At 59.8% G+C, this 22,508-nt stretch carries 19 protein-coding genes and 2 riboswitches; of the genes, 10 read left to right on the top strand and 9 right to left on the bottom strand.

Annotated features, from left to right (window positions below; genetic code table 11):
* Positions 1-3: 3 nt before the first annotated feature.
* On the bottom strand, positions 4-3,723 hold the full coding sequence (gene metH / locus K5D32_RS14860) for a methionine synthase (RefSeq protein ID WP_221600771.1): 3,720 nt from the start codon (positions 3,721-3,723) through the stop codon (positions 4-6).
* A gap of 165 nt (positions 3,724-3,888) precedes the next feature.
* Here metH and K5D32_RS14855 point away from each other — a divergent pair, with 165 nt between their 5' ends.
* From K5D32_RS14855 to nfuA, 3 genes are all read left to right on the top strand, one after another.
* A complete protein-coding gene (locus tag K5D32_RS14855) occupies positions 3,889-6,192 on the top strand; it encodes a fatty acid cis/trans isomerase (RefSeq protein ID WP_221593700.1) in 2,304 nt (767 codons plus the stop codon).
* 167 nt (positions 6,193-6,359) lie between these two features.
* On the top strand, positions 6,360-7,382 hold the full coding sequence (locus K5D32_RS14850) for an acyltransferase (protein ID WP_025259875.1): 1,023 nt from the start codon (positions 6,360-6,362) through the stop codon (positions 7,380-7,382).
* A 69-nt stretch (positions 7,383-7,451) separates the two neighbouring features.
* Positions 7,452-8,045, top strand: coding sequence for a Fe-S biogenesis protein NfuA (nfuA, locus tag K5D32_RS14845; RefSeq protein ID WP_025259876.1), 594 nt, complete (start codon positions 7,452-7,454; stop codon positions 8,043-8,045).
* A gap of 70 nt (positions 8,046-8,115) precedes the next feature.
* On the opposite strand, the gene cobM is transcribed toward nfuA, so the two are convergent.
* The 4 genes from cobM to K5D32_RS14825 are packed head-to-tail and all read right to left on the bottom strand — an operon-like array spanning position 8,116 to position 10,217.
* Positions 8,116-8,862, bottom strand: a complete 747-nt coding sequence (gene cobM / locus K5D32_RS14840; protein WP_221593701.1) for a precorrin-4 C(11)-methyltransferase — start codon at positions 8,860-8,862, stop codon at positions 8,116-8,118.
* Between the two features lie 14 nt (positions 8,863-8,876).
* A complete protein-coding gene (locus tag K5D32_RS14835) occupies positions 8,877-9,338 on the bottom strand; it encodes a cobalamin biosynthesis protein (RefSeq protein ID WP_221593702.1) in 462 nt (153 codons plus the stop codon).
* The gene (locus K5D32_RS14830; protein WP_221593703.1) at positions 9,319-10,020 is read right to left on the bottom strand and encodes a CbtA family protein; all 702 of its coding nucleotides are present in this window, start codon (positions 10,018-10,020) and stop codon (positions 9,319-9,321) included. Before K5D32_RS14830 ends, K5D32_RS14835 begins: the two co-directional genes overlap by 20 nt.
* A gap of 11 nt (positions 10,021-10,031) precedes the next feature.
* Entirely contained in the window at positions 10,032-10,217 is a 186-nt protein-coding gene (locus tag K5D32_RS14825) for a CbtB-domain containing protein (protein ID WP_025259880.1), read from the bottom strand.
* A gap of 94 nt (positions 10,218-10,311) precedes the next feature.
* Positions 10,312-10,527, bottom strand: a riboswitch (cobalamin riboswitch).
* Between the two features lie 57 nt (positions 10,528-10,584).
* A riboswitch (cobalamin riboswitch) is annotated at positions 10,585-10,787 on the top strand.
* A 107-nt stretch (positions 10,788-10,894) separates the two neighbouring features.
* On the opposite strand from K5D32_RS14825, the gene cobW reads away from it, so the two are divergent.
* The 4 genes from cobW to K5D32_RS14805 are packed head-to-tail and all read left to right on the top strand — an operon-like array spanning position 10,895 to position 17,408.
* A complete protein-coding gene (cobW, locus tag K5D32_RS14820; protein WP_221600769.1) occupies positions 10,895-11,959 on the top strand; it encodes a cobalamin biosynthesis protein CobW in 1,065 nt (354 codons plus the stop codon).
* A 3-nt stretch (positions 11,960-11,962) separates the two neighbouring features.
* Positions 11,963-15,727: a cobaltochelatase subunit CobN gene (gene cobN, locus K5D32_RS14815; RefSeq protein WP_221600767.1), complete on the top strand. Its 3,765-nt coding sequence runs from the start codon at positions 11,963-11,965 to the stop codon at positions 15,725-15,727.
* Positions 15,728-15,735: 8 nt separating this feature from the next.
* Positions 15,736-16,746, top strand: coding sequence for an ATP-binding protein (locus tag K5D32_RS14810; RefSeq protein WP_221577422.1), 1,011 nt, complete (start codon positions 15,736-15,738; stop codon positions 16,744-16,746).
* Positions 16,747-16,799: 53 nt separating this feature from the next.
* Entirely contained in the window at positions 16,800-17,408 is a 609-nt protein-coding gene (locus K5D32_RS14805; protein ID WP_221600795.1) for a VWA domain-containing protein, read from the top strand.
* A gap of 162 nt (positions 17,409-17,570) precedes the next feature.
* Here K5D32_RS14805 and K5D32_RS14800 read toward each other — a convergent pair whose 3' ends face one another.
* Positions 17,571-17,837 (bottom strand): hypothetical protein, encoded by a 267-nt coding sequence (locus K5D32_RS14800; RefSeq protein ID WP_025259885.1) that lies wholly within the window; start codon positions 17,835-17,837, stop codon positions 17,571-17,573.
* Between the two features lie 374 nt (positions 17,838-18,211).
* On the opposite strand from K5D32_RS14800, the gene K5D32_RS14795 reads away from it, so the two are divergent.
* Positions 18,212-19,537, top strand: a complete 1,326-nt coding sequence (locus K5D32_RS14795; RefSeq protein ID WP_221577355.1) for a sigma-54 dependent transcriptional regulator — start codon at positions 18,212-18,214, stop codon at positions 19,535-19,537.
* Here the strand turns inward: K5D32_RS14795 and K5D32_RS14790 are convergent.
* The gene (locus tag K5D32_RS14790; RefSeq protein WP_221600765.1) at positions 19,481-20,059 is read right to left on the bottom strand and encodes an AAA family ATPase; all 579 of its coding nucleotides are present in this window, start codon (positions 20,057-20,059) and stop codon (positions 19,481-19,483) included. The two genes, K5D32_RS14795 and K5D32_RS14790, sit on opposite strands and share 57 nt — an antisense overlap.
* Positions 20,056-20,619, bottom strand: a complete 564-nt coding sequence (pnuC, locus tag K5D32_RS14785; protein WP_221600763.1) for a nicotinamide riboside transporter PnuC — start codon at positions 20,617-20,619, stop codon at positions 20,056-20,058. The genes K5D32_RS14790 and pnuC overlap by 4 nt, the downstream gene beginning before the upstream one ends.
* Before the next feature lie 235 nt (positions 20,620-20,854).
* Here pnuC and K5D32_RS14780 point away from each other — a divergent pair, with 235 nt between their 5' ends.
* Positions 20,855-21,685 (top strand): undecaprenyl-diphosphate phosphatase, encoded by an 831-nt coding sequence (locus K5D32_RS14780; protein WP_221577358.1) that lies wholly within the window; start codon positions 20,855-20,857, stop codon positions 21,683-21,685.
* Positions 21,686-21,687: 2 nt separating this feature from the next.
* A complete protein-coding gene (locus tag K5D32_RS14775) occupies positions 21,688-22,152 on the top strand; it encodes a DUF1294 domain-containing protein (RefSeq protein ID WP_374107898.1) in 465 nt (154 codons plus the stop codon).
* Here the strand turns inward: K5D32_RS14775 and K5D32_RS14770 are convergent.
* Positions 22,117-22,461: an MmcQ/YjbR family DNA-binding protein gene (locus tag K5D32_RS14770; protein WP_221593707.1), complete on the bottom strand. Its 345-nt coding sequence runs from the start codon at positions 22,459-22,461 to the stop codon at positions 22,117-22,119. The genes K5D32_RS14775 and K5D32_RS14770 overlap by 36 nt on opposite strands.
* Positions 22,462-22,508: the final 47 nt, after the last annotated feature.

The raw sequence follows: 22,508 nt of genomic DNA, 5'->3' as shown, positions 1-22,508 counted from the left end.
GGATTACTCGTCGTAACCCAGGTTGGGCGCCAGCCAGCGCTCGGTCACGCTGAGGTCCTGACCTTTGCGTGCGGTGTAGCTTTCGACCTGATCCTTGTCGACCTTGCCCACGGCGAAGTATTGCGCCTGCGGGTGGGCGAAGTACCAGCCACTGACGGCTGCTGCCGGGAACATGGCATAGTGCTCGGTGAGGAGTACGCCGCTCTTGCCCGGAGTATGGATCGGCGTGCCTTCAGGCAGCGGGTCGAGCAGGGCGAACAGGGTGCTTTTCTCGGTGTGATCCGGGCAGGCCGGATAGCCGGGAGCAGGCCGGATACCCACGTATTGCTCTTTGATGAGCGCTTCGTTGTCCAGATGCTCGTCCTTGGCGTAACCCCAGTATTCCTTGCGCACCTGCTGGTGCAGCCATTCGGCGCAGGCTTCGGCCAGGCGGTCGGCCAAAGCCTTGACCATGATCGAGTTGTAGTCGTCGCCGTTGTCCTGATAGGCCTTGGCCACCTCTTCGGCACCAATGCCTGCGGTGGTGATGAAGCCACCGACATAGTCGGTGATGCCGCTGTCCTTGGGCGCCACGAAGTCGGCCAGGGAGAAGTTCGGTTTGCCATCGGTCTTGATGATCTGCTGGCGCAGGTGATGCAGTTTCGCCAGTGGCTGACCGTCTTCGCCGTAGACCTCCAGATCATCGTCATTGACCTGGTTGGCAGGCCAGAAACCGAATACCGCACGGGCGCTGATGAGTTTCTCGTCGATGAGCTTGCGCAGCATCTGTTGGGCATCGGCAAACAGCGTGGTGGCGGCTTCACCCACCACTTCGTCGGTGAGGATGCGCGGGTATTTGCCTGCCAGGTCCCAGGAGATGAAGAACGGCGTCCAGTCGATGTATTCGGCCAGCACGTCCAGATCGATATCTTCCAGGATGCGCGTGCCGGTGAAGGTCGGTTTGGCCGGCTCGTAACTGCTCCAGTCGAACTGCGGCTTTTTCGCCACGGCCGCGCCGTAGCTCAGGCGTTCGGTGCGTGCGCTGCGGGCCGAGGTGCGTTCGCGGACTTCAACGTACTCGCGGCGGGTCTTCTCGATAAAACCGGCTTTCAGCTCCTTGGACAGCAACTGGGTGGCTACACCCACGGCACGTGAGGCGTCGGTGACATACACCACGGCGTCGTTGCTGTACTTGGGCTCGATCTTGACGGCGGTGTGGGCCTTGGAAGTGGTGGCGCCGCCGATCATCAGTGGCAGGTGGAAATCCTGGCGCTGCATTTCCCGGGCAACATGGACCATTTCATCCAGCGACGGCGTGATCAGGCCGGACAGGCCGATGATGTCGCACTTCTCGTCACGGGCCACCTGCAGGATCTTCTCGGCAGGCACCATGACGCCCAGGTCAACGATGTCATAGCCGTTGCAGCCCAGTACCACGCCGACGATGTTCTTTCCGATGTCGTGCACGTCGCCCTTGACCGTGGCCATCAGGATCTTGCCCTTGGCTTCGGGCTTGTCGCCTTTTTCCAGTTCGATGAACGGGATCAGGTGTGCTACGGCCTGTTTCATCACGCGGGCGGATTTCACCACCTGCGGCAGGAACATTTTCCCGGAGCCGAACAGATCGCCCACCACGTTCATGCCGGACATCAGCGGGCCTTCGATTACTTCGATCGGGCGCGAGAAGGACTGGCGGGATTCTTCGGTGTCTTCGACGATGTGGGTCGTGATGCCTTTGACCAGCGCGTGTTCAAGGCGCTGATTCACCGGCCAGGTGCGCCACTCTTCGGTTTCGGCTTCTTTTACGCTGCCGTCGCCCTTGAAGCTGTCGGCAATCGCCAGCAGCGCGTCGGTGCCGTCGGGGGTGCGATTGAGCACCACGTCCTCGACACGCTCGCGCAGCTCGGCGGGGATCTGGTCGTAGATCTCCAGCTGACCGGCGTTGACGATACCCATGCTCAGGCCGTTGCGGATCGCATGCAGCAGGAACACCGAGTGAATCGCTTCGCGCACCGGGTTGTTGCCGCGGAACGAGAACGATACGTTGGAAACGCCGCCGGAAGTCAGGGCGTAGGGCAGTTCGTCACGGATATAGGCACAGGCGTTGATGAAGTCCACAGCGTAGTTGTTGTGTTCTTCGATGCCGGTTGCGATGGCGAAGATGTTCGGGTCGAAAATGATGTCTTCCGGCGGGAAGCCGACTTCGTTGACCAGGATGTCGTAGGAGCGTTTGCAGATTTCCTTCTTGCGCGCTTCTGTGTCGGCCTGACCGGCTTCGTCGAACGCCATGACTACCACTGCCGCGCCATAACGCTTGCAGAGTTTTGCATGGTGGATGAACTGCTCGACGCCTTCCTTCATGCTGATGGAGTTGACGATGCCCTTGCCCTGGATGCATTTGAGGCCGGCTTCGATCACATCCCACTTGGAGGAGTCGATCATGATCGGCACGCGAGAGATGTCCGGTTCGCCTGCGATCAGGTTGAGGAAGGTCACCATGGCCTTCTTCGAGTCCAGCATCCCTTCGTCCATGTTGATGTCGATCACCTGGGCACCGGCTTCGACCTGCTGCAGGGCGACTTCCAGGGCTTCGGTGTAGTTGTCTTCACGGATCAGGCGGGCGAAGCGGGCAGAGCCGGTGATGTTGGTGCGCTCGCCGACGTTGACGAACAGCGACTGACGATCGATGGTGAACGGCTCAAGGCCCGACAAGCGGCAGGCCTTCGGAATATCCGGGATCTGGCGCGGCGCGTAGCCCGATACGGCTTCGGCAATTGCCTTGATGTGCGCAGGCGTGGTGCCGCAGCATCCGCCGACGATGTTCAGGAAACCGCTCTGGGCGAATTCCTCGATGATTTTTGCCGTCTGGCTGGGCAGTTCGTCGTATTCGCCGAAAGCGTTGGGCAGGCCGGCGTTCGGGTGCGCGGAAACATGGGTATTGGCCTTGGTGGCCAGTTCCTGCAGGTAAGGACGCAGGTCGCTGGCACCCAGGGCGCAGTTCAGGCCGACGGAGATCGGTTTGGCGTGGCTGATGGAGTTCCAGAAGGCTTCGGTGGTCTGGCCCGACAGGGTGCGACCCGACGCATCGGTGATGGTGCCGGAAATCATGATCGGCAGCTCGAAGCCGATTTCCTCGAAGACGCCTTGCACGGCAAAGATCGCTGCCTTGGCGTTGAGGGTGTCGAAGATGGTTTCGATCAGGATCAGGTCGGCGCCGCCCTCGATCAGGCCGTGGGTGGCTTCGGTGTAGTTTTCGACCAACTCGTCGAAGGTCACGTTGCGGTAGCCGGGGTTGTTCACGTCCGGCGACAGGGAGCAGGTGCGGCTGGTCGGGCCGAGCACGCCCGCGACAAAACGCGGCCTGTCAGGGGTTTCGAGGGTTTTTGCGTCGGCGACCTTGCGCGCCAGACGGGCACCTTCTACGTTCAGCTCGTAGACCAGCGCTTCCATGCCGTAATCGGCCTGGGATACCTGGGTGGCGTTGAAGGTGTTGGTTTCCAGGATGTCTGCACCAGCATCCAGATAAGCCTTCTCGATGGCACCGATCACATCGGGACGCGTCAGGACCAGCAGATCGTTGTTGCCTTTGACATCGCTTGGCCAGTCGGCGAAGCGTTTGCCACGATAATCCTCTTCCTCGAGCCTGTAGCTCTGGATCATGGTGCCCATGCCGCCATCGAGGATCAGGATCCTCTGTTTCAGAGCGTTGAGAAAGGCTTGATGGCGGGCGCTGCGGTCAGACATGGGATTACCTTGGAAAGGTCGATACAGAAAGGTCGAGATAATACCAAACCGGAGCGGTTTTGGTGTTGGTGGCGGCTTTGCATGAAAATAGCTCATGTTCAGGCTGTGTTGGTCCGCGTTATCCGCTGTAGAATTGCGCGTTTTTTAATTTTCAAGGCCCTGGATATGCCGTACCGCTTGTTGCCAAGTCTCGTGTTGCTGTTGTGGTGCTGCGCTGTCCAGGCTCAGGGGGTGCCTGCATCACCTGTGCCGAATATTTCCTATGTGCGGGATATCCAGCCGATCCTGACCCAGAAGTGCGTGGCCTGCCATGCCTGTAACGATGCCCCTTGTCAGTTGAACCTGGGCAGCGGCGAAGGCATGAGTCGCGGGGCCAACAAGACGCCGGTCTATCAGGGTGAGCGTAGTACTGCGATGACGCCAACCCGATTGTTTTACGACGCCAGCGGCACTGATGCCTGGCGGCGCAAGGACTTCTATTCGGTGCTCGATGCCCAGGGCAGCCAGGCTTCCCTGATGGCACGCATGCTGGAGCTGGGGCACAGTGCGCCATTACCTCCCAACAGCAAGATCCCTGACGATATCGTGCTGGGCCTGAACCGGGAAAACCTCTGCCCGCTGCCGGGGGAGTTCCCGGCCTATGCCCAGGCGCATCCCACCGGAGGCATGCCGCTGGCAGTGGCCGGGCTGAGCGATGCCGAGTATCAGACCCTGCAACGCTGGCTGGCGGCCGGTGCGCCGGTGGAGCAACAGCCCATCATGCCCAATGTCGCCGAAGCGGCGCAGATTGCCGAATGGGAAGCCTTGCTCAATCGTCGGGGCTCCAGAGAGGCGCTGGTGGGTCGCTGGCTGTATGAGCACCTGTTTCTGGCCCACGTCTATTTTGAAGGCGGCGATACCGGGCATTTCTTCCAGTGGGTACGCTCGCGCACCCCGAGCGGCAAGCCTGTTGATCTGATTGCTACCCGGCGTCCCAACGACGATCCGGGCAATGACTTCTATTACCGGTTGATTCCCGTACAGGGCGTCATCGTTCACAAGACCCATATCACTTACCCGATGAGCCCGCAGAAGCTCAAACGGGTCAAGGACCTGTTTTACAGCTCCAGCTGGAGCGTGAATGCAATGCCGGGCTACGGCCCGGGGCATCGAGCCAATCCGTTTCTGACCTTCGAAGCGATTCCGGCACAGGCGCGCTATCAGTTCATGCTCGATAACGCTGAATACTTTGTACGCACCTTCATCCGCGGGCCGGTATGCCGTGGCCAGATTGCGACCGACGTGATCCGTGATCATTTCTGGGTGTTGTTCCAGGAGCCGGGCCATGACCGTTACATCACCGATGCCCAGTATCGCGGGCAGGCAACACCGTTGCTGGCAATGCCGGGGCAGAACGATCAGGTCGGCAGTATTCTGAGCTTGTGGCTTTCTTACAGGGATCGCCGCAACGCCTATGAAGACCTGCGCCGTGACAGCTACGCCAGCATGACGCCACCGAGCTGGTCGACGCTGTGGGCCGGCAACGATAATTCGCTGCTGACGGTGTTCCGCCATTTTGACAGCGCCTCGGTGACCAAAGGGCTGATTGGTGATGTGCCGCATTCGCTGTGGTTATTCGACTATCCGCTGCTGGAACGCACCTATTACCAGCTCGCGGTGAACTTCGACGTTTACGGCAACATTTCCCATCAGGCGCAGACCCGGCTTTATTTCGACCTGATTCGCAATGGTGCGGAAATCAACTTCCTGCGCCTGATGCCGGCTGACAAGCGCGAGAAAATGCTGGGCGACCTGTATCAGGACTCTGGCAAGTTCAAGATGTGGCTGGACTACCAGCGTATCGATGACGATACGGCCAGCGGCCTGAAGCTCGACGGGCATCATCCTCGTCAGGACTTCGCCCGGCAGTTGATTCAGCGCTCCGGTACGCTCAATGCCGCGCCGGACCCGATCAACCGCTGCCAGGGCGCCTATTGCTCTCGGCCCGGCATCAGCCCGGCTTTTTCCCAGGCAGAGCAATCCCTCAGTCGACTGGTTTCACGGCCTGCTGCGGGCCTCAAGGTTATCGATCAGTTGCCCGAAGCGACCATGTTGCGTGTTGAAGACGCCAGCGGCAAACGCATGATGTACAGCATGCTGCGCAACCGCGCTCACAGTAACGTGGCCTTCCTGCTGGGTGAGTCCTATCGCTATCAGCCGGGCCTGGACACCCTGACCATTTACCCGGGCGTGCTCAGCAGCTATCCCAACTTCATGTTCAATATCCCGGCCGCTGAAGTGCCTGCTTTCGTCGATACCATGCAGCAGGTCAAGGATCAGGCCGGGTTCGAGAAGGTCGTGGAGCGCTGGGGTGTGCGGCGGACCCATCCGCTGTTCTGGACCTATTTCCATGACATCAATCGTTATATCCAGGAGACCGAGCCGCGAGAGGGTGGTGTGCTGGATATGAACCGCTACGAAAACCTCTAGGAGTCGTTGCGGGCCATGTAAGTCGTGGCCTGCGGCCACTACTGTTTCCTGAACGAAACAGGATTTTCCTGATCTTTTTTGTCATCTCACTGTCCGACCCCATGCGCGTCCGGCTCCCTTCGAGTGTCGGGCTTGGTTGAAAAGGCAGGTGACAAGAGGTTTTGTGGATGTTGATTTCGGTTCAGGCTTTACGGGCTTTCGCCGCGTGGGTTGTTGTGTGTCATCACTTCATGCAGATTTTTTTCGATTTCAAGGCCAGCGGTCCCGTTGGCGAATTCTTTGTTTCAAAGGGCGCAGTGGGCGTCGATATCTTCTTTGTCATCAGCGGGCTGGTGATCTACCTCTCGACCCATAACAGCGACATGCCCGCCGGGCGTTTCATCCTGCACCGTCTGATCCGTATCGTTCCTGCCTACTGGCTGTACACCGCCGCCATGGGGTTGTTGCTGCTGGTTGCGGCGCCCTGGTTGCCTCATCAGGTGATCGGCTGGCAGAACTTCCTGCTTTCGCTGTTTTTCATTCCCTCGGAAAACCCCGGCGGTTACGGCCTGTATCCCACGTTGAACGTCGGCTGGACCCTGAACTACGAGATGCTGTTTTACGTACTGTTCTCCATGGTGTTTCTGTTCGAGCAGCGCCATAGGCCCTTGATCATCGCGGCAGCACTCTTTGCCGTGACCGAAATTCTGGCCCGCAGCGGCCTGATCAGCCGGTTCTACGGTAACGACATTGTCTACGAGTTCCTGTTGGGGATCGGCATCGGCATGCTCTATCGTCGTGGCTGGATCAAGGAAGGGTTGTGGATGCCATTGGCGGGGATAGTGGCTGCCATGCTGGTGATTCATCACCTGACCAACGAGCAGCGCCTGTTGAACTGGGGGCTGCCAAGCGCATTGATCGTGTTCTGCGCCATCTCCCTTGAACCCTACTTGCGCGGCAACCGCTTGCTCAAGACCCTGGGCGATTGTTCCTATTCGGTCTATCTGCTGCATGTGCTGGTGCTTTACGGCGGCCTGCTCATGGCCCAGCGCTTTGCCTTGAACCCGTATCTGGTATTTGCCTTCTGCGTGCCGATCATCGCCATCGGAGCATGGTGCAGTTACGAGTGGATCGAGAAGGGCTTGTATCACCGGATGCGTCGCAGTCTGGATGCTCGTCAGGAAGGAAGAGGCGTCGTTGCGCTTTCCTGACAAAAACACTAGGACTTTGTATGCGCATCCGATTGGCGTAAACTGCCGGCAAGTCTGCGAGGAACGTTCATGACCGCTATCACTATTACCGATGCTGCCCACGATTATCTGGCCGATCTGCTGGAAAAGCAGAACACTCCAGGTATCGGCATCCGCGTGTTTATCACCCAGCCTGGCACTCAGTACGCTGAAACCTGCATTGCCTACTGCAAGCCGGGCGAAGAAAAACCTGAAGACAAGGCCATTGGCCTCAAGAGCTTCACGGCCTGGATCGATGGTTTCAGCGAAGCCTTTCTGGATGACGCCGTTGTCGATTACGCCACGGACCGCATGGGTGGGCAACTGACCATCAAGGCACCAAACGCCAAAGTGCCGATGGTCAATGCCGACAGCCCGATCAACGAGCGCATCAACTACTACCTGCAAACCGAGATCAACCCGGGGCTCGCCAGCCACGGCGGTCAGGTGACCCTGATCGACGTGATCGAGGAAGAAGAGCGCAATATCGCCGTCCTGCAGTTCGGCGGTGGTTGCCAGGGTTGCGGTCAGGCCGATGTCACCTTGAAGGAAGGTATCGAGCGTACCTTGCTCGAGCGTATCCCTGAACTGTCGGGTGTGCGTGATGTGACTGACCATACCCAGAAAGAAAACGCTTACTACTGAGTGTTTTCTTCGCGCGTTCATTCGCGAATAAATTCGCTCCTGTAGGAGCGAATTTATTCGCGAACACCCATCAAGGCCTGAACAAATGCGCATGCCCGGCGCGATACAGCGATGACTCGCCAAACGTATCATCCGCCAGTACACGGCCGACCAGAATCAGTGCCGTACGTTTGAATCCCTTCTCCAGCACCTTGTCGTGAATGTCGGCCAGGGTGCCCAACACCCAGTCCTGATCCGGCCAGCTTGCGCGATGGACCACGGCTATCGGGCAGTCCGCGCCGTAATGCGGTATCAGTTCTTCCACGATTTTCTGCAGATTGTTGACCCCCAGGTGAATGGCCATGGTGGCGCGATGCTGGGCCAGATTTGCCAGTTCCTCGCCAGCGGGCATCGAGGTCTTGTCGGCGTAGCGGGTCAGGATCACGCTCTGGGAAATGTCCGGCAACGTCAGTTCGGTGCCCAGCAAGGCTGCGCAGGCAGCCGTGGCCGTTACACCGGGAATTATTTCAAAGGGAATGCCCAGCTCGCGCAGGCGGCGAATCTGTTCGCCAATCGCGCCATACAGGCTTGGGTCGCCGGAGTGAATCCTGGCCACATCCCGGCCCTGTTCATGAGCGGATTTCATCAAGGAGATGATCTGTTCCAGATGCAACTCGGCACTGTTGACCACCTGAATGGCACGATTGCCATCCAGCACTGCCACTGGCACCAGTGAGCCGGCATAAATGATGACCGGACAGCTATGGATCAGTCGCTGCCCCTTGACGGTGATCAGGTCCGGATCACCAGGGCCTGCGCCGATGAAAAAGACGGTCAATGGAATCTCCTGAATCAAGCGGTATTAATGAGCGACGTATTATCGGCACTGCTTGCCAGGGCAAAGGTTGCCCGGGCGTTTTTCTGGCGTTGGATCACCAGTGTTGCCGGGCTTTTGCCCAATTGGCTGGCCAGTGCCAGCGCTGCACTTTCGGCAACCCCGTGACAGCCCGTGTGCTGGAACGCCGTTGGCGAGCGGTGGGTCAGTTGCGGTTCGTATTCTGCCATTTGTGACGCGCTGAAGAATATCAGCGGTACGGACAGCTGTTTGGCCAACTCCAGCAAGCCCGGTTCGTCCTGCTTGAGGTCGATGGAGGCGAAGGCAGTGATGGCCCCGATTTCCAGACCGTGGGCTTTCAGGCTGCTTTCGATCAGTTCCAGCAGGCTCGCTGCCCGGCAGCCGCGCTGGCAACCCAGGCCTGCCACAAGGGCAGGGCCGGATTGCCCGGTGCCGTGATCAGGCGTGCAGGTCGGCATTGTTGCGACGGAACAGCCAGGCGCTGATCAGGCCCAGAGCGACCCAGAACAGCGCGTTGGTCAGCAACGAAGCCAGGATGAACTGCGATTCAAGGGCTTCAGGGGCCATGCTTTCGTGGGTCACGGGTTGTGGCGCGCCAATCAGATGCGGAACCACCAGAATGGCCGCTCCCAGCATCTTGAGCAGCCAGTTCTGGCCGAAAGCGATCAAGGCCAGACCCGCCGCCGTGGAGGCCGCAGTCCCGATCCACCAGTATTGGCGCAGGTTCAGGTCGGCAGCCGCTGTCCCCGGCAATTCCGGTGGCAGGCCCAGTGTCGGCGCCAGGACGAAGACCGCAAAACCGGCCAGTCCCCACAACGCGCCCTGAGAAGTACGACCCGGTGCGCGCAGCGTGTAGAGCGCCACCAGCATCAAGGCAAAACCTACCGCGACCACCAGATTGCCGCCGGTCGTGGAGAGAATGCGCTGCCAGCCGTCTTCCGGCTCCCAGGCTTCTTCGTCGTGGCTGTGCCCTGCGGAAGCATTGGCGTGGTCATGTTCATGCACGTGCTCGGCGGGTGCCTTTTCGAAGGTTTCGGCCTGAAGAATCAGGGGCGAAACCCAAAAGCTTTGCAGCAGGGTCAACAGCAATGCCGCCAGCAGACCGCTGAAACCTGCCGTCTGAATGATTCGCTTGAACATGGCGTCAGGTCTCAATGGCAAGGGAAGGCAGCGCTGTGGCGGGTGTCGTGGGCAGCGTTGTGAACGGCGGCAATGTGCGAGAAACCGGCGAAATACACCAGGCAGGCACCAAGAATCGCAGCGCTGATAGCGGCGGTCAGGCGTTGGGCCTGGGTGGAAGTGGTGGTGCTCGACTGGCTGCTGCTGATGGTGGACATGGCGCTTCCCTCTGGTTTCGACAGGCGGGCATGCGCACAGGAACCTGCTGACGGAGGTCAGAAGGCTTCAACTGCGCCCGCCCACCGCGGGTGTGTCATTGAGTCAGTATCGGGCCGGTCTCCGGGCTCGCGAGGGGTGTCGATATTCAGCCTCGACGCCTTCGGGATCACCTTCCCATGCCGTGGCACAGTGGTTCTGATCCTCTCTCGCTTACCGTTGCGGGGGCAGCACCGGACTGACTCATGGACAAATGAGCGCACCGGTTTCCCGTTTCACCCCGTGAGGGGCACCCGTAACAAGTTGTGTAGGAGAGCATGGCGGCCCGTGAACGTCAATCTGAACGATTGACCTGCCTTCGACCTCTGCGTAGCCTTGCGCACTTGAGGTTCTCGACCTTGTGCAAAAGGTCGGGCTAAGACGGGAATGCGGTCCAAGCCGCAGCTGCCCCCGCAACTGTAAACGGTGATTTCATTGCATGGCCACTGCGCGAGCGGGAAGGCGCGATGAATGCCTGTCCTGCCGACACGCCGCCGTAAGCCAGGAGACCTGCCTCGAACCGGGCCGCTGGCCCACGAATTCTCACTACAACCGGGCGGGGTGATCCGGTGGCGAATCGATCCGTGCGCAGCGCACGGTTTTCGTCCTGCTTGCCCGCCGTATTGCCAAAGGGCATCTGATGAAAACACTGGCCAAACTTCCCGTCACCATCGTTACCGGCTTCCTGGGCTCGGGCAAGACCACCCTGTTGCGGCACATGCTCGATAACGCCGAAGGGCGTCGTATCGCAGTGATCGTCAATGAGTTCGGCGAACTGGGCATCGACGGCGAAATCCTCAAACAATGCACCATCCGTTGCAGCGAAGAGGAAGCTGTTGGCCGGGTGTATGAGCTGGCCAATGGTTGCCTGTGCTGCACGGTGCAGGAAGAGTTCTTCCCGGTGATGCGTGAGCTGGTGTCCCGTCGTGGTGACCTGGACCATATCCTCATTGAAACCTCGGGCCTGGCGCTGCCAAAACCGCTGGTCCAAGCCTTCCAGTGGCCGGAAATCCGTAATGCCTGCACCGTCGATGCCGTTATCACGGTCGTGGACAGCCCGGCCGTTGCAGCCGGTACTTTCGCCGCCTTCCCGGATCAGGTGGATGCCCAGCGCAAGCTCGACCCGAATCTGGACCACGAATCCCCGCTGCATGAACTGTTCGCTGACCAGTTGGCCAGCGCTGATCTGGTGATCCTCAACAAGGCCGACATGATCGACGCCGAAGGTCTGGCGGCGGTACGTGCCGAAGTCGCCGAAGAACTGCCGCCAGCGGTCAAGGTCATCGAAGCCAGCAGTGGCCGTCTGCCGATCAACGTGTTGCTGGGCATCGGTGCCGAGTCGGAACTGCACATCGACGGTCGCAAGACTCACCATGACCATCACGACGATGAAGATCATGACGACCACGATCACGATGCTTTCGATTCGATTTCCATCAAGCTGCCTCAGGCCGACGAAAGCCTGCTGCTCGATGCCCTGACGCAACTGGTGGTCAGGCACGGCATTCTGCGGGTCAAAGGTTTCGCCGCGATTCCAGGCAAGCCGATGCGCCTGTTGATCCAGGGCGTGGGCACGCGCTTCGACAAGCATTTCGACCGCGCCTGGCGTGCCGATGAAGAGCGCATCACCAATCTGGTACTGATCGGCCAGGAGCTGGACGCCGTGGCGCTGGAAGCGCAACTCAATGCTGCGATTGCTGGCTGATCCATGCATTTACTGAGAACCCAGCCGGGCGGTTTCGTACCCGACGACAGCATTGCCGACCTTGGGCAGACCCCGGCCGAGCTGGTGATTCTCTGCAGCGGCGATTCGAGCCTGGCCCTGCTGGCCGAAGCCGCGCAACAACTGCCTGACGATTACCCGAGTCTGCGGCTGGCCAATCCGATGCAGGTGCAGAACCACGCTTCGGTGGATTTGTACGTCGATGAAGTGTTGCGCCACGCCAAGGTCATTCTGATTTCCCTGCATGGCGGCATCGGCTACTGGCGCTATGGCGTCGAGCGCTTGATGGAACTGGCCGCATGTGGCGTGCAGGTGATTCTGGTACCGGGAGATGATCGTCCCGATCCTGAGTTGAGCGACCTGAGCACCGTGCCTGCCGAGGCCCGGGACCGGCTCTGGCAGTTCCTGCGTCAGGGCGGCTTGCAGAATGCGCTGGATCTCTATCGTTGCATGGCCAGCAGCTGGCTTGAGCGCGATTACCCATGGGGTGAGCCTCAGCCACTGCCACGCACGGCCATCTATCATCCGCGCAAAGCGACGGCCACGCTGCCGGACTGGCAGGCAGACTGGATACCGGGGCAGCCGGTGGTTGCGCTGTTGTTCTACCGCTCCCACTTGCAGGCGGCCAATACCGGATTTATCGATGTGTTCTGCCAGCGCTTGCAAGCCGAAGGGCTTAACCCTCTGCCCATCGCGCTGGCCAGCCTCAAGGAGCCGGGTTGCCTGACCAGGGTCGAGGACTGGCTGGATGAAGTCGAAGCCGGGCTGATCCTCAATACCACGGGCTTTGCCCAGTCCAGCCCGGAAGCGCCGCATCTGCGACCGTTTCGCCGCAATGTGCCGGTGATCCAGGCCATCTGCGCCCAGGACAACCAGCCCGCGTGGCAGGCCAGCGAGCAAGGTCTCGGGGCGCGGGATCTGGCGATGCACATTGCCTTGCCGGAACTGGACGGGCGGATCATCAGCCGACCCATCAGCTTCAAGGATCTGGCCTGGCGCAGCGAGCGCAGCCAGTCGGATGTGGTGTGTTATCGCGCCCATCCCGAGCGCATGGACTTCGTCGCGCAACTGGCTCGACGCTGGATCGAACTGGCGCTACTGCCCAATGCCAGCAAGCGGGTGGCGCTGATCCTGGCCAACTACCCGACCCGCGATGGCCGGATCGGCAACGGGGTAGGGCTCGACACGCCTGCGGCGGCGCTGAATATCCTGCGCGCCATGCAGGACGAGGGCTATCCGCTGGCACTGTTGCCCGAAAGCGGCACTGCGCTGATCCAGCAATTGCTGGGTGGCGTCACCAACGATCTGGACAGCATCGACCTGCGCCCTTGCCAGCAAAGCATGGCACTGGACGAGTACCTTGACGCCTTCGAAGACTTGCCCCAGGCCAGTCGCGATGCGGTAAATGCACGCTGGGGCGCGCCGCAGAACGACCCGATGTTCCGCAGCGGGCGGATGATGATTGCCGGTATCCGCTTTGGCCTGACCTTTGTCGGCATTCAACCTGCCCGTGGTTATCAGGTGGACCCCAGTGCGGTCTATCACGACCCCGATCTGGTGCCGCCTCACGGTTATCTCGCGTTCTACTTCTGGCTGCGCAAGGCGTATGGCGCCCACGCGGTGCTGCATGTGGGCAAGCATGGCAACCTGGAGTGGCTGCCAGGCAAAGGCGTCGGTCTGTCTCAAGACTGCTGGCCTGATGCAGTGCTGGGCGCGATGCCGAATATCTATCCTTTTATCGTCAACGATCCGGGCGAGGGTGCCCAGGCCAAGCGCCGTACCCAGGCGGTCATCATCGATCACCTGATGCCGCCCCTGACTCGTGCCGAAACCTACGGCCCGTTGCGTAATCTTGAGCTGCTGGCCGACGAATACTACGAAGCGCAACTGCTGGACCCGCGCCGGGCGCAGGAACTGCAACGAGACATTCTCAAGCTGGTGCGTGAAACCCGTATCGACCGGGAACTGGCGCTGGACGACTCCATCGACAGCGACGCCGATGCCGCAATCTGGCTGCCGCGTCTGGACACCTATCTGTGTGATTTGAAGGAGTCGCAGATCCGCGATGGCCTGCATGTCTTCGGCCAATCCCCGGAAGGCCGTCTGCGCATCGACACGCTGCTGGCACTGCTGCGCATTCCCCGTGGCGATGGCCGTGGTGCACAGTCGAGCCTGTTGCGGGTGCTGGCCAAGGCTCTGGCGCTGGATTTCGATCCGCTGGATTGCGAGCTGGCCGAGCCCTGGAACGGTCCGCGTCCGTCCGTCTTGCTGGTAGTGAGTGACGACCCATGGCGCACCACGGGCGATACCCGGGAGCGGCTTGAGCTGTATGCCGCGATTCTGATCGAGCGCATCGTGAAAGAAGAGGCGATTGAAGATCTGCCGGATCATCCTGAACTGACACTGGTTCTGGACAGCCTTCGCGATGTGGTCGCCCCGCGCCTGGATGCCTGTGGACCCGAAGAAATGCGCGGTCTGCTGGATGCCCTGAGTGGCCGATTCGTGCCGGCCGGCCCGAGCGGTGCGCCGAGTCGCGGGCGGCTGGACGTGCTGCCCACGGGCCGCAACTTCTTTACCGTGGATGTGCGCAACCTGCCGACCACCACGGCCTGGCGAATAGGTTTTCAATCGGCCAACCTGTTGCTGGAACGCCATCTTCAGGATCATGGCGACCACTTGCGCCAGCTCGGCCTATCGGTCTGGGGTACGGCCACCATGCGCACCGGTGGCGACGATATTGCCCAGGCCATGGCCCTTATGGGCGTGCGTCCGGTCTGGGCGACCGGTAGCCAGCGGGTCGATGATTTCGAGATTCTACCCCTGAGTCTGCTGGACCGGCCTCGTGTGGATGTGACCTTGCGAGTATCCGGGTTCTTCCGTGATGCCTTTGCCAACCTGATCCGCCTGTTCGATGCCGCTGTGCAGGCCGTAGCCGCGCTCGATGAACCGGACGACCAGAATCCGCTGGCCGCTCGTGTTCGTGAGGAGCGCCGCAGCTTGCAGGAAACCGGGTTGAGCGAAGACGAAGCGGCGCGACAGGCTGGCTGGCGGATTTTCGGCGCCAAGCCCGGTGCTTACGGTGCTGGCGTGCAAGGTGCCATCGACGGGCGTCTGTGGCAGAGCCGCGACGATCTGGCCGAGGTCTATCTGAACTGGGGCGGTTATGCCTACGGCGCGGCTGATGAAGGCACGCCTGCCCGGCAGCAGTTTGCGCACCGGTTGACGCAGGTTCAGGCCGTGCTGCAGAACCAGGATAATCGCGAGCATGACCTGCTGGACTCCAACGATTACTACCAGTTTCAGGGTGGCATGCTGGCGGCCGCCGAAAGCCTGAGCGGCCAGAAAGCCGCCAGCTACCATGGCGACAACAGCCAGCCGGACCTGCCTAAAATCCGTACATTGAAAGAAGAGCTGAACCGGGTAATCCGCAGTCGTGCGGCCAATCCGAAGTGGATCGAAGGCGTCAAGCGTCATGGCTATAAAGGCGCATTCGAGATGGCCGCGACCGTGGACTTTCTGTTTGCGTTCGATGCCACCACCGAACTGATCGACGACCACCAATATGCACTGCTGGCCGATGCCTACCTGCTTGATCCGTCGACCCGCGACTTCATCCGCGAGCATAACCCCGATGCCCTGCGCGATATGGCCGAGCGTATGCTCGAAGCCCAGCAGCGCGGCCTCTGGCAGGAGCCCGGTGACTATCGTGAAGCGCTGGAAGACCTGTTGCTGGATATAGAAGAGAGCTGATGAAAAGCATGACCGATACCCCGCATTTTCCCCTGGCAGCAGTGGTCGGCGCCGATGACTTGAAGCTGGCGCTGTGCCTGACGGCCATCGACCCGAAAATCGGCGGTGTGCTGATCGAAGGACCGCGTGGCATGGCCAAGTCGACCCTGGCCCGTGGGCTGGCGGACTTGCTGGCCAGCGGTCAGTTTGTCACCTTGCCGTTGGGCGCTACCGAAGAGCGGCTGGTCGGCACCCTGGATCTGGATGCGGCGCTGTCCGAAGGTCGGGCGCAGTTTTCCCCTGGCGTGCTGGCCAAGGCAGACGGTGGCGTGCTGTATGTGGATGAGGTCAATCTGCTGGCCGATCATCTGGTAGATCTGCTGCTGGATGTCGCCGCCAGTGGCACCAATCTGGTGGAGCGCGACGGCATTTCCCACCGTCATGCGGCGCGTTTCGTACTGATCGGCACCATGAACCCAGAAGAGGGCGAGTTGCGTCCGCAACTGCTGGACCGTTTCGGTTTGAATGTGGCCCTGAGTGGGCAGACGTTGCCGACCGAGCGCAGCCAGATCATCCGCCGTCGTCTGGATTTCGATGCCGACCCCCAGGCTTTTTGTCTGGCGTGGCAAGGTCAGCAGCAGGCTTTGCAGCAACGTTGCGAGCAGGCCCGTGCGCTGTTGCCAGCCATCGAGCTTGATGATCGTTCGCTGGGGCTTGTGACGGAGCGCTGTTTTGCGGCTGGTGTCGATGGCATGCGCGCCGATCTGGTCTGGCTGCGTGCTGCGCGAGCCCATGCTGCATGGCGTGGTGCCAGTGAGATCGAAGAGCAGGATATCGACGCGGTGGCCGAGTTTGCCTTGCGTCATCGGCGTCGCGATCCGGCGCCCTCGGCACAGAATCCCGAGCCGCCAGCGCCCAGCCAGGCTACACCTCAGGAACCTCAGCCTCAGAACGGGCAGGGCAACTGGGGTGAATTACCTGCCCGGCCAGTGCCCACCGGTGCGCGCCGCGAAGTGCCGAGCTGGCCAAAAAAGCCCTAGGCATCCGCCCTCGTTCGGCAAAGGGGGCGGATGCCAGTCCCCGTCCTGGCAGGCTGACTTCCGGGCGTCATGGTGCAGCGCGTTCCGGTGTTGATGGCGCGATTGCCTGGCTGCCCACGCTGTTGCGCGGTCGCCCGCAAAGTCGCCACGATCTGGTGCGCCAGCCTCGCAGCAGTCGATCGACCGAGTTGTTGCTGGTGATCGTCGATGCCTCGGCTTCGACACGTCGTCATCAGGCGTTGAGTCAGGCCAAGGGTGTGCTGGCTCAGGTCTTCGACGAGGCCTATCGTCGTCGTGCCAGACTGGCGCTGCTGACTGCCAGCGGCAATGTTCCCCAGTGGAAACATCAAGGCCTCAAGGCTTCGGCGGCATTACGCCCTTGGCTGGATGCGCTGGGAGCTGGTGGCGGAACGCCGTTGTTCGCAGCCATCGAGCAGGCAAAAGACTGGTTGAAAATGCGACACCAGCGTTATCCCGCCGAACATTTGCGTGTGCTGATCCTCACCGATGGCCGGATCAAGCACATACCGCCGTGTTCAGGTTTCGACTGCGAGAGTTTGTTGATCGATATCGAGAAAGGGCCGATCCGGCTTGGCCGGGCGCGGGAGCTGGCTAACAGACTGGGTGCCGATTACCGGCATATTGAAGAGCTTCGCGAATAAAACGCAACATCATGAATTGAATGAAATTTCCGTAGGAGCGAATTCATTCGCGAAGGGTTCGTACATCCGAAGAAAATGTATCGCCTTCAATGACGTCTCGCGAACAAATTCACTCCGCAGCAAGCGCAAGGAGCGAATTCATTCGCGATAGGGATCACCCTATCAGGCCGGCATGGTCCACGGCTGAAGGCTGTAACCTTCATTGCTGATTTCTTCACGAGCTTCTTTCAGAACACTGGCAAGTTGCGCTGGGTCGGAGTAAGCGCTGCTCGGGATCTGTTTATGACCGATACGTGCGCAGGTGCGGTCGATCACTGTAAGGCTCAGTTCTCCGCTTCCGGCCTGGGCTGCCCAGGCAACACACTGGAAAGGTGCAAAGGCGTTTCCAGCGATCAGAAGTGCATCGTTGAAGCGCAGTGGGGCGTTCATTTTCAATTCCTCAAAATGCCCATATCAGTCCAGGCACGTCGGCGGGCTTTACCGTTCGGCTGGTTACCTGTGTTGATGCCGAACAGGGTGGGGTGAGTCACACCGCTTGCCGGATATTTTCAATTTTTTTACATCCGTGCCGTATTCGGCTTGATCTGAGGCAACTTTTACGGTGTTCGGTTCAATGACCGGCAGAATTTTCTGACGCTCAAAACGTTACAGCCTGTTTAATTACTTTTCGTTATGACCGATATATTTAAACGGTACAAGGGGGTGTCAAATATTTGCTAACGTAACATTCGGGCTCGTCAACTTACTGTTTATAAAAAGATTTTAATAACTCCACTCCATGTCGGGCGCCAAGGGAATCTACTATGCATGAAGCGGCCCAAACACGACGTTTATTGATTGTTGACCCCAGTGATGATTGTCATCAGTTGATCCCTGTCTTGCAGGCTGCCGGATGGGCGGTGGACAGTAATACGCTGGAAGCGGCGCTCAACCAGCGTTGCGATGTTGGTCTGATTCGTCTCATGCCTGAGCATTTCGAGCACCCCGAAGTGGTCAAGGAGCTGATTACCCGCAGCAACACACAATGGATCGCCGTGCTTGCACCCAATGATTTGCGGCGCGAGAAAATCGGCGATTTTGTCTGCGAATGGTTCTTCGATTTTCATACCTTGCCTTTCGATGTGGCTCGCATGCAGGTCACTCTCGGACGGGCTTATGGCATGGCGCGTCTGCGTGCGCAGGGTGCTAACCAGGTGTCCAGCGGCGATCACGAGATGCTGGGCGAGAGTCGTCCTATCCGGGAGCTGCGTCGGCTGCTGGGCAAGCTGGCACCTACCGAGTCGCCGGTATTGATCCGCGGCGAACGTGGCACAGGCAAGGAACTGGTGGCGCGTACCCTGCACATGCAGTCGCAGCGCCGGAACAAGCCGTTTGTTGCGGTCAATTGCGGAGCCATTGCCGAGCATCTGTTGCACACCGAGCTGTTTGGCTATGAGAAAGGTGCATTCAATGGTGCTCTCGAGCGCAAGATCGGTCGCATCGAGGCGGCCAATGGCGGGACGCTGTTTCTGGACGATATCGGTGATCTGCCACTGGAAACCCAGGCCCATCTGTTGCGCCTGTTACAGGACCGGCATATCGAGCGCTTCGGCGGCAACGAGGCCATCCCTGTGGATGTCCGGGTATTGGCCGCGACCCATTTGGACCTTGAAACGGCCATTCGCAAGAAGCGTTTTCGAGAAGATCTGTACTATCGCCTCAATGTCCTGCAGGTCGGTACGGCGCCACTTCGGGAGCGGCACGGAGATCTGGCCATGCTGGCCAACCATTTTGCGCATTTCTACAGTCAGGAAACCGGTCGACGCGTCCGCAACTTCAGTCAGGACGCGTTGATCGCCATGGGCAAGCATGACTGGCCCGGCAATGTTCGGGAACTGGCCAACCGGGTGCGGCGCGGTTTGGTGCTGGCCGAAGGGCGGCAGATCGAAGCGGCGGATCTGGGGCTGCTCGGTGAAGAAGACATTGTCAGCAGCATGGGGACGCTGGATGACTACAAGTCACGGGCCGAGCGTCAGGCGTTGTGCGATGTATTGACTCGCCACAGTGACAACCTCAGCGTTGCGGCCAAGGTTTTAGGTATTTCGCGGCCGACTTTCTACCGGCTGCTGCACAAGCATCAAATCCGCTGAGTCAGCCAGTAGCTGCGTGACGGCCTCCAGTGCCTGCTCGCGGCGTGCCTCCCAGTTACCTCCGACAACCTGATAGTTCTGTCCATGGCGTTCCAGCCATTGTCGACTGTCCTCGAAGAATGCCTGACGCTCGCTCAGTTGCGGCTGGCAGCGCTGTCCGTCACTGATCCAGTCGACGCCTTCGGGAGAAAGCAGCAGATGCAGGTCATAGTGCCTGTTGAGCAATTGCTGCTCGATCCACAGCGGGCAATCACCGAACAAGGTCTTGCTCCAGAGCATATTGCTCAGCAGATGGGTGTCGAGAATCAGCAGCGGCGGGGCGGTAGCGCGGGCCGTGTCCTCCCAGGCCAGTTGGCCTTGGGCAATGTCGGGGATATCGCTGTAGACAGTGTCGCGACCTTGCTGCTCGATGAAATGGCGCACGTACTCGCCCACCACCAGACCGCCGAAATGCTTGTGGATTTCGCCGGACAACCAGCTTTTGCCGCTGGATTCGGGACCTGCCAGGACCAGGGTTTTCATCGCGCCAGCGCCAGATCGTTGCGCCATTCACGCCAGCCTTTTACGGCCAGCAGGGTAAAGAGCCCATACAGCGCCGCGGTCAGGTACAACCCTTTGTAAACGAAAAGGCCGACGAAGATGACGTCCAGCACGATCCACAAGGGCCAGCACTGGAGCCGCTTTTGCGCCATCCACACCTGAGCCACGAGGCTGAAGCCGGTGAGTGCCGCATCGAGCCAGGGCTGCGCAGCATCGGTCAGGTGAGCCATGAAAGCACCGAGCACCAGGCCGATCACAGCGCCTATTGCCAGGCCGCTCAAGACCGGAGCCCCCGGCAGAACCGTGACCGCCCGTACCGGCAGGCCATTGCCGTGGCGGGTCCATTGCAGCCAGCCATACACCTGCAGGCCGGCGTAGATCACTTGCAGCAGCATGTCCGAGTAGAGCTTTACGTCGAAGAAGATCCAGATATAGATCACCACCATCACCAGGCCTATTGGCCAGCACCAGGGGTTCTGCTTCACTGTAAGCCAGACTGCTATCACGCCGAGGGCGGCAGCGAAGAGTTCAAGTCCGGACATGGCGGCTCCCTGAGAGTGGTCGAGATGAGTGGGCGCGCGATTGTAAGCGCTTCTGTGCAAGACAGGGAGCCTCATCGACAAGTCGCGTGAGGCTTTACCTGCGCAGGTCTGCTAGCATCTCGGCGCTTTTACGCATCCTCTTCAAGAATTGTTCAGGTTCGGGTGCCCATAGTTACAACCTTTTTGCAAAACAACACGAATGAGCGAGCCACTGGCAGCGCTTTATGGGGGAATGATGGATCTTTGGACCGCCACTCAGGCGTTGATATTGGGTATTGTCGAGGGGCTGACGGAGTTTCTGCCGATTTCCAGTACGGGGCATCAGATCATCGTCGCCGACTTGATCGGCTTTGGTGGCGAACGGGCCATGGCGTTCAATATCATCATCCAGCTCGGCGCCATTCTGGCCGTGGTCTGGGAGTTTCGGCGCAAGATCATCGACGTGGTCGTTGGCCTGCCCAAACAGCAACAGGCGCAGCGTTTCACCATCAACCTGTTGATCGCTTTCCTGCCGGCGGTGGTGTTGGGGGTGATTTTTGCCGACCTGATTCACCACTATCTGTTCAACCCCATCACCGTCGCGACTGCTCTGGTGATTGGCGGCGTGATCATGCTCTGGGCCGAGCGTCGCCAGCATGTGGTACGTGCCGAAACAGTCGACGACATGACCTGGCGTGATGCCTTGAAAGTGGGCTGCGCGCAGTGTCTGGCAATGATTCCAGGGACTTCACGCTCGGGCTCGACCATTATCGGTGGCCTGCTGTTCGGTCTCTCGCGCAAGGCCGCGACCGAGTTCTCGTTCTTCCTGGCCATGCCGACCATGGTCGGTGCTGCCGTGTATTCGGGCTACAAGTACCGTGAGCTGTTCCGCCCCGAAGATTTTGCAGTGTTCGCGGTAGGTTTCGTTGTCTCGTTCATCTTCGCCATGATCGCCGTGCGCGGCCTGCTCAAGTTCATCGCCACCCACAGCTATGCCGTGTTCGCCTGGTATCGCATCGTCTTTGGCCTGCTGATCCTTGCCACATGGCAGTTTGGCTGGATCGACTGGGCTGCGGCCAAGGGATGACCTTGCCACGGCAGCGTTCATCGACTCAGAAACCGAACCGGGGCAGGGCGCCGGTTCAGGGGCTGAATCTCAAGGTGTGTATCCTTGCGCTGTTGTGTGTGATGCCTGCCTATGGCGCAGGCATTTCCTGGTTCAAGTCAGGCATGCCTCTGGTGCTTGCGGCTTATGTGCTCGTCAGCCTGCTGGCATTTCTGCTTTACCGGCATGACAAGCGTCAGGCCGGTAATGGCGGTTGGCGTACTCCCGAGAACGTTCTGCACCTGACTGAACTGTTGGGTGGCTGGCCCGGTGCTTTGCTGGGCCAGCAGGTGTTCCGGCACAAGACGCGCAAGGTGTCTTTCCAGCTGGTGTTCTGGCTGATCGTGCTGGGGCATCAGTTGTTCTGGATCGATCAGCTGTTTCTCGACAGTGGCTGGTTCAAACCCTGGTTTTCACAGTTTGAGCGCTACTTGCAGGCGCTTCGGTAGTTTACTGACCACCAGTTGATGGGAGCGGGTCAGCAAGTCCCTGATTTCTTCGTCGCTCAAGGCATGGGGTTGCTGGACACTGATCCAGTAGGCCCTGGCCAGATAAGGTGCCGGGCGAATCCCCGGACGATCCACATAGCCCAGGAACAGGTCCGGGTTGACCTTGAACGACAGGCCCTGGCCTGCAAGGTCTATGACTGCGAACATCTTCTTCTCGGCAACGGAAAACACGTGCATGCCGCCCCATTTGTAGTCTTCACGGGCGCCCGGCAAGCTCAGGCAGAAACGAGCGATCTCTTCGTTTTGCATGGTTTCGGCAGTCTCCCTTTCTAAATTGTTCGATAGTCGCACGAATA

The sequence above is a fragment of the Pseudomonas cichorii genome, from assembly GCF_019719005.1.
In the GTDB taxonomy this organism is placed as follows: Bacteria; Pseudomonadota; Gammaproteobacteria; order Pseudomonadales; family Pseudomonadaceae; genus Aquipseudomonas; species Aquipseudomonas cichorii_E.
The sequence above is the reverse complement of the archived record's forward strand: the minus strand, read 5'-3'. Positions and strand labels throughout refer to the sequence as shown.

What these genes read in the sequence shown, in the direction of transcription:
- metH (WP_221600771.1), bottom strand. Translation starts at nt 3,723, where the DNA reads ATGTCTGACCGCAGCGCCCGCCATCAAGCCTTTCTCAACGCTCTGAAA.
- K5D32_RS14855 (WP_221593700.1), top strand. Translation starts at nt 3,889, where the DNA reads ATGCCGTACCGCTTGTTGCCAAGTCTCGTGTTGCTGTTGTGGTGCTGC.
- K5D32_RS14850 (WP_025259875.1), top strand. Translation starts at nt 6,360, where the DNA reads ATGTTGATTTCGGTTCAGGCTTTACGGGCTTTCGCCGCGTGGGTTGTT.
- nfuA (WP_025259876.1), top strand. Translation starts at nt 7,452, where the DNA reads ATGACCGCTATCACTATTACCGATGCTGCCCACGATTATCTGGCCGAT.
- K5D32_RS14835 (WP_221593702.1), bottom strand. Translation starts at nt 9,338, where the DNA reads ATGCCGACCTGCACGCCTGATCACGGCACCGGGCAATCCGGCCCTGCC.
- K5D32_RS14830 (WP_221593703.1), bottom strand. Translation starts at nt 10,020, where the DNA reads ATGTTCAAGCGAATCATTCAGACGGCAGGTTTCAGCGGTCTGCTGGCG.
- K5D32_RS14825 (WP_025259880.1), bottom strand. Translation starts at nt 10,217, where the DNA reads ATGTCCACCATCAGCAGCAGCCAGTCGAGCACCACCACTTCCACCCAG.
- cobW (WP_221600769.1), top strand. Translation starts at nt 10,895, where the DNA reads ATGAAAACACTGGCCAAACTTCCCGTCACCATCGTTACCGGCTTCCTG.
- cobN (WP_221600767.1), top strand. Translation starts at nt 11,963, where the DNA reads ATGCATTTACTGAGAACCCAGCCGGGCGGTTTCGTACCCGACGACAGC.
- K5D32_RS14810 (WP_221577422.1), top strand. Translation starts at nt 15,736, where the DNA reads ATGACCGATACCCCGCATTTTCCCCTGGCAGCAGTGGTCGGCGCCGAT.
- K5D32_RS14800 (WP_025259885.1), bottom strand. Translation starts at nt 17,837, where the DNA reads ATGAACGCCCCACTGCGCTTCAACGATGCACTTCTGATCGCTGGAAAC.
- K5D32_RS14795 (WP_221577355.1), top strand. Translation starts at nt 18,212, where the DNA reads ATGCATGAAGCGGCCCAAACACGACGTTTATTGATTGTTGACCCCAGT.
- K5D32_RS14790 (WP_221600765.1), bottom strand. Translation starts at nt 20,059, where the DNA reads ATGAAAACCCTGGTCCTGGCAGGTCCCGAATCCAGCGGCAAAAGCTGG.
- pnuC (WP_221600763.1), bottom strand. Translation starts at nt 20,619, where the DNA reads ATGTCCGGACTTGAACTCTTCGCTGCCGCCCTCGGCGTGATAGCAGTC.
- K5D32_RS14780 (WP_221577358.1), top strand. Translation starts at nt 20,855, where the DNA reads ATGGATCTTTGGACCGCCACTCAGGCGTTGATATTGGGTATTGTCGAG.
- K5D32_RS14770 (WP_221593707.1), bottom strand. Translation starts at nt 22,461, where the DNA reads ATGCAAAACGAAGAGATCGCTCGTTTCTGCCTGAGCTTGCCGGGCGCC.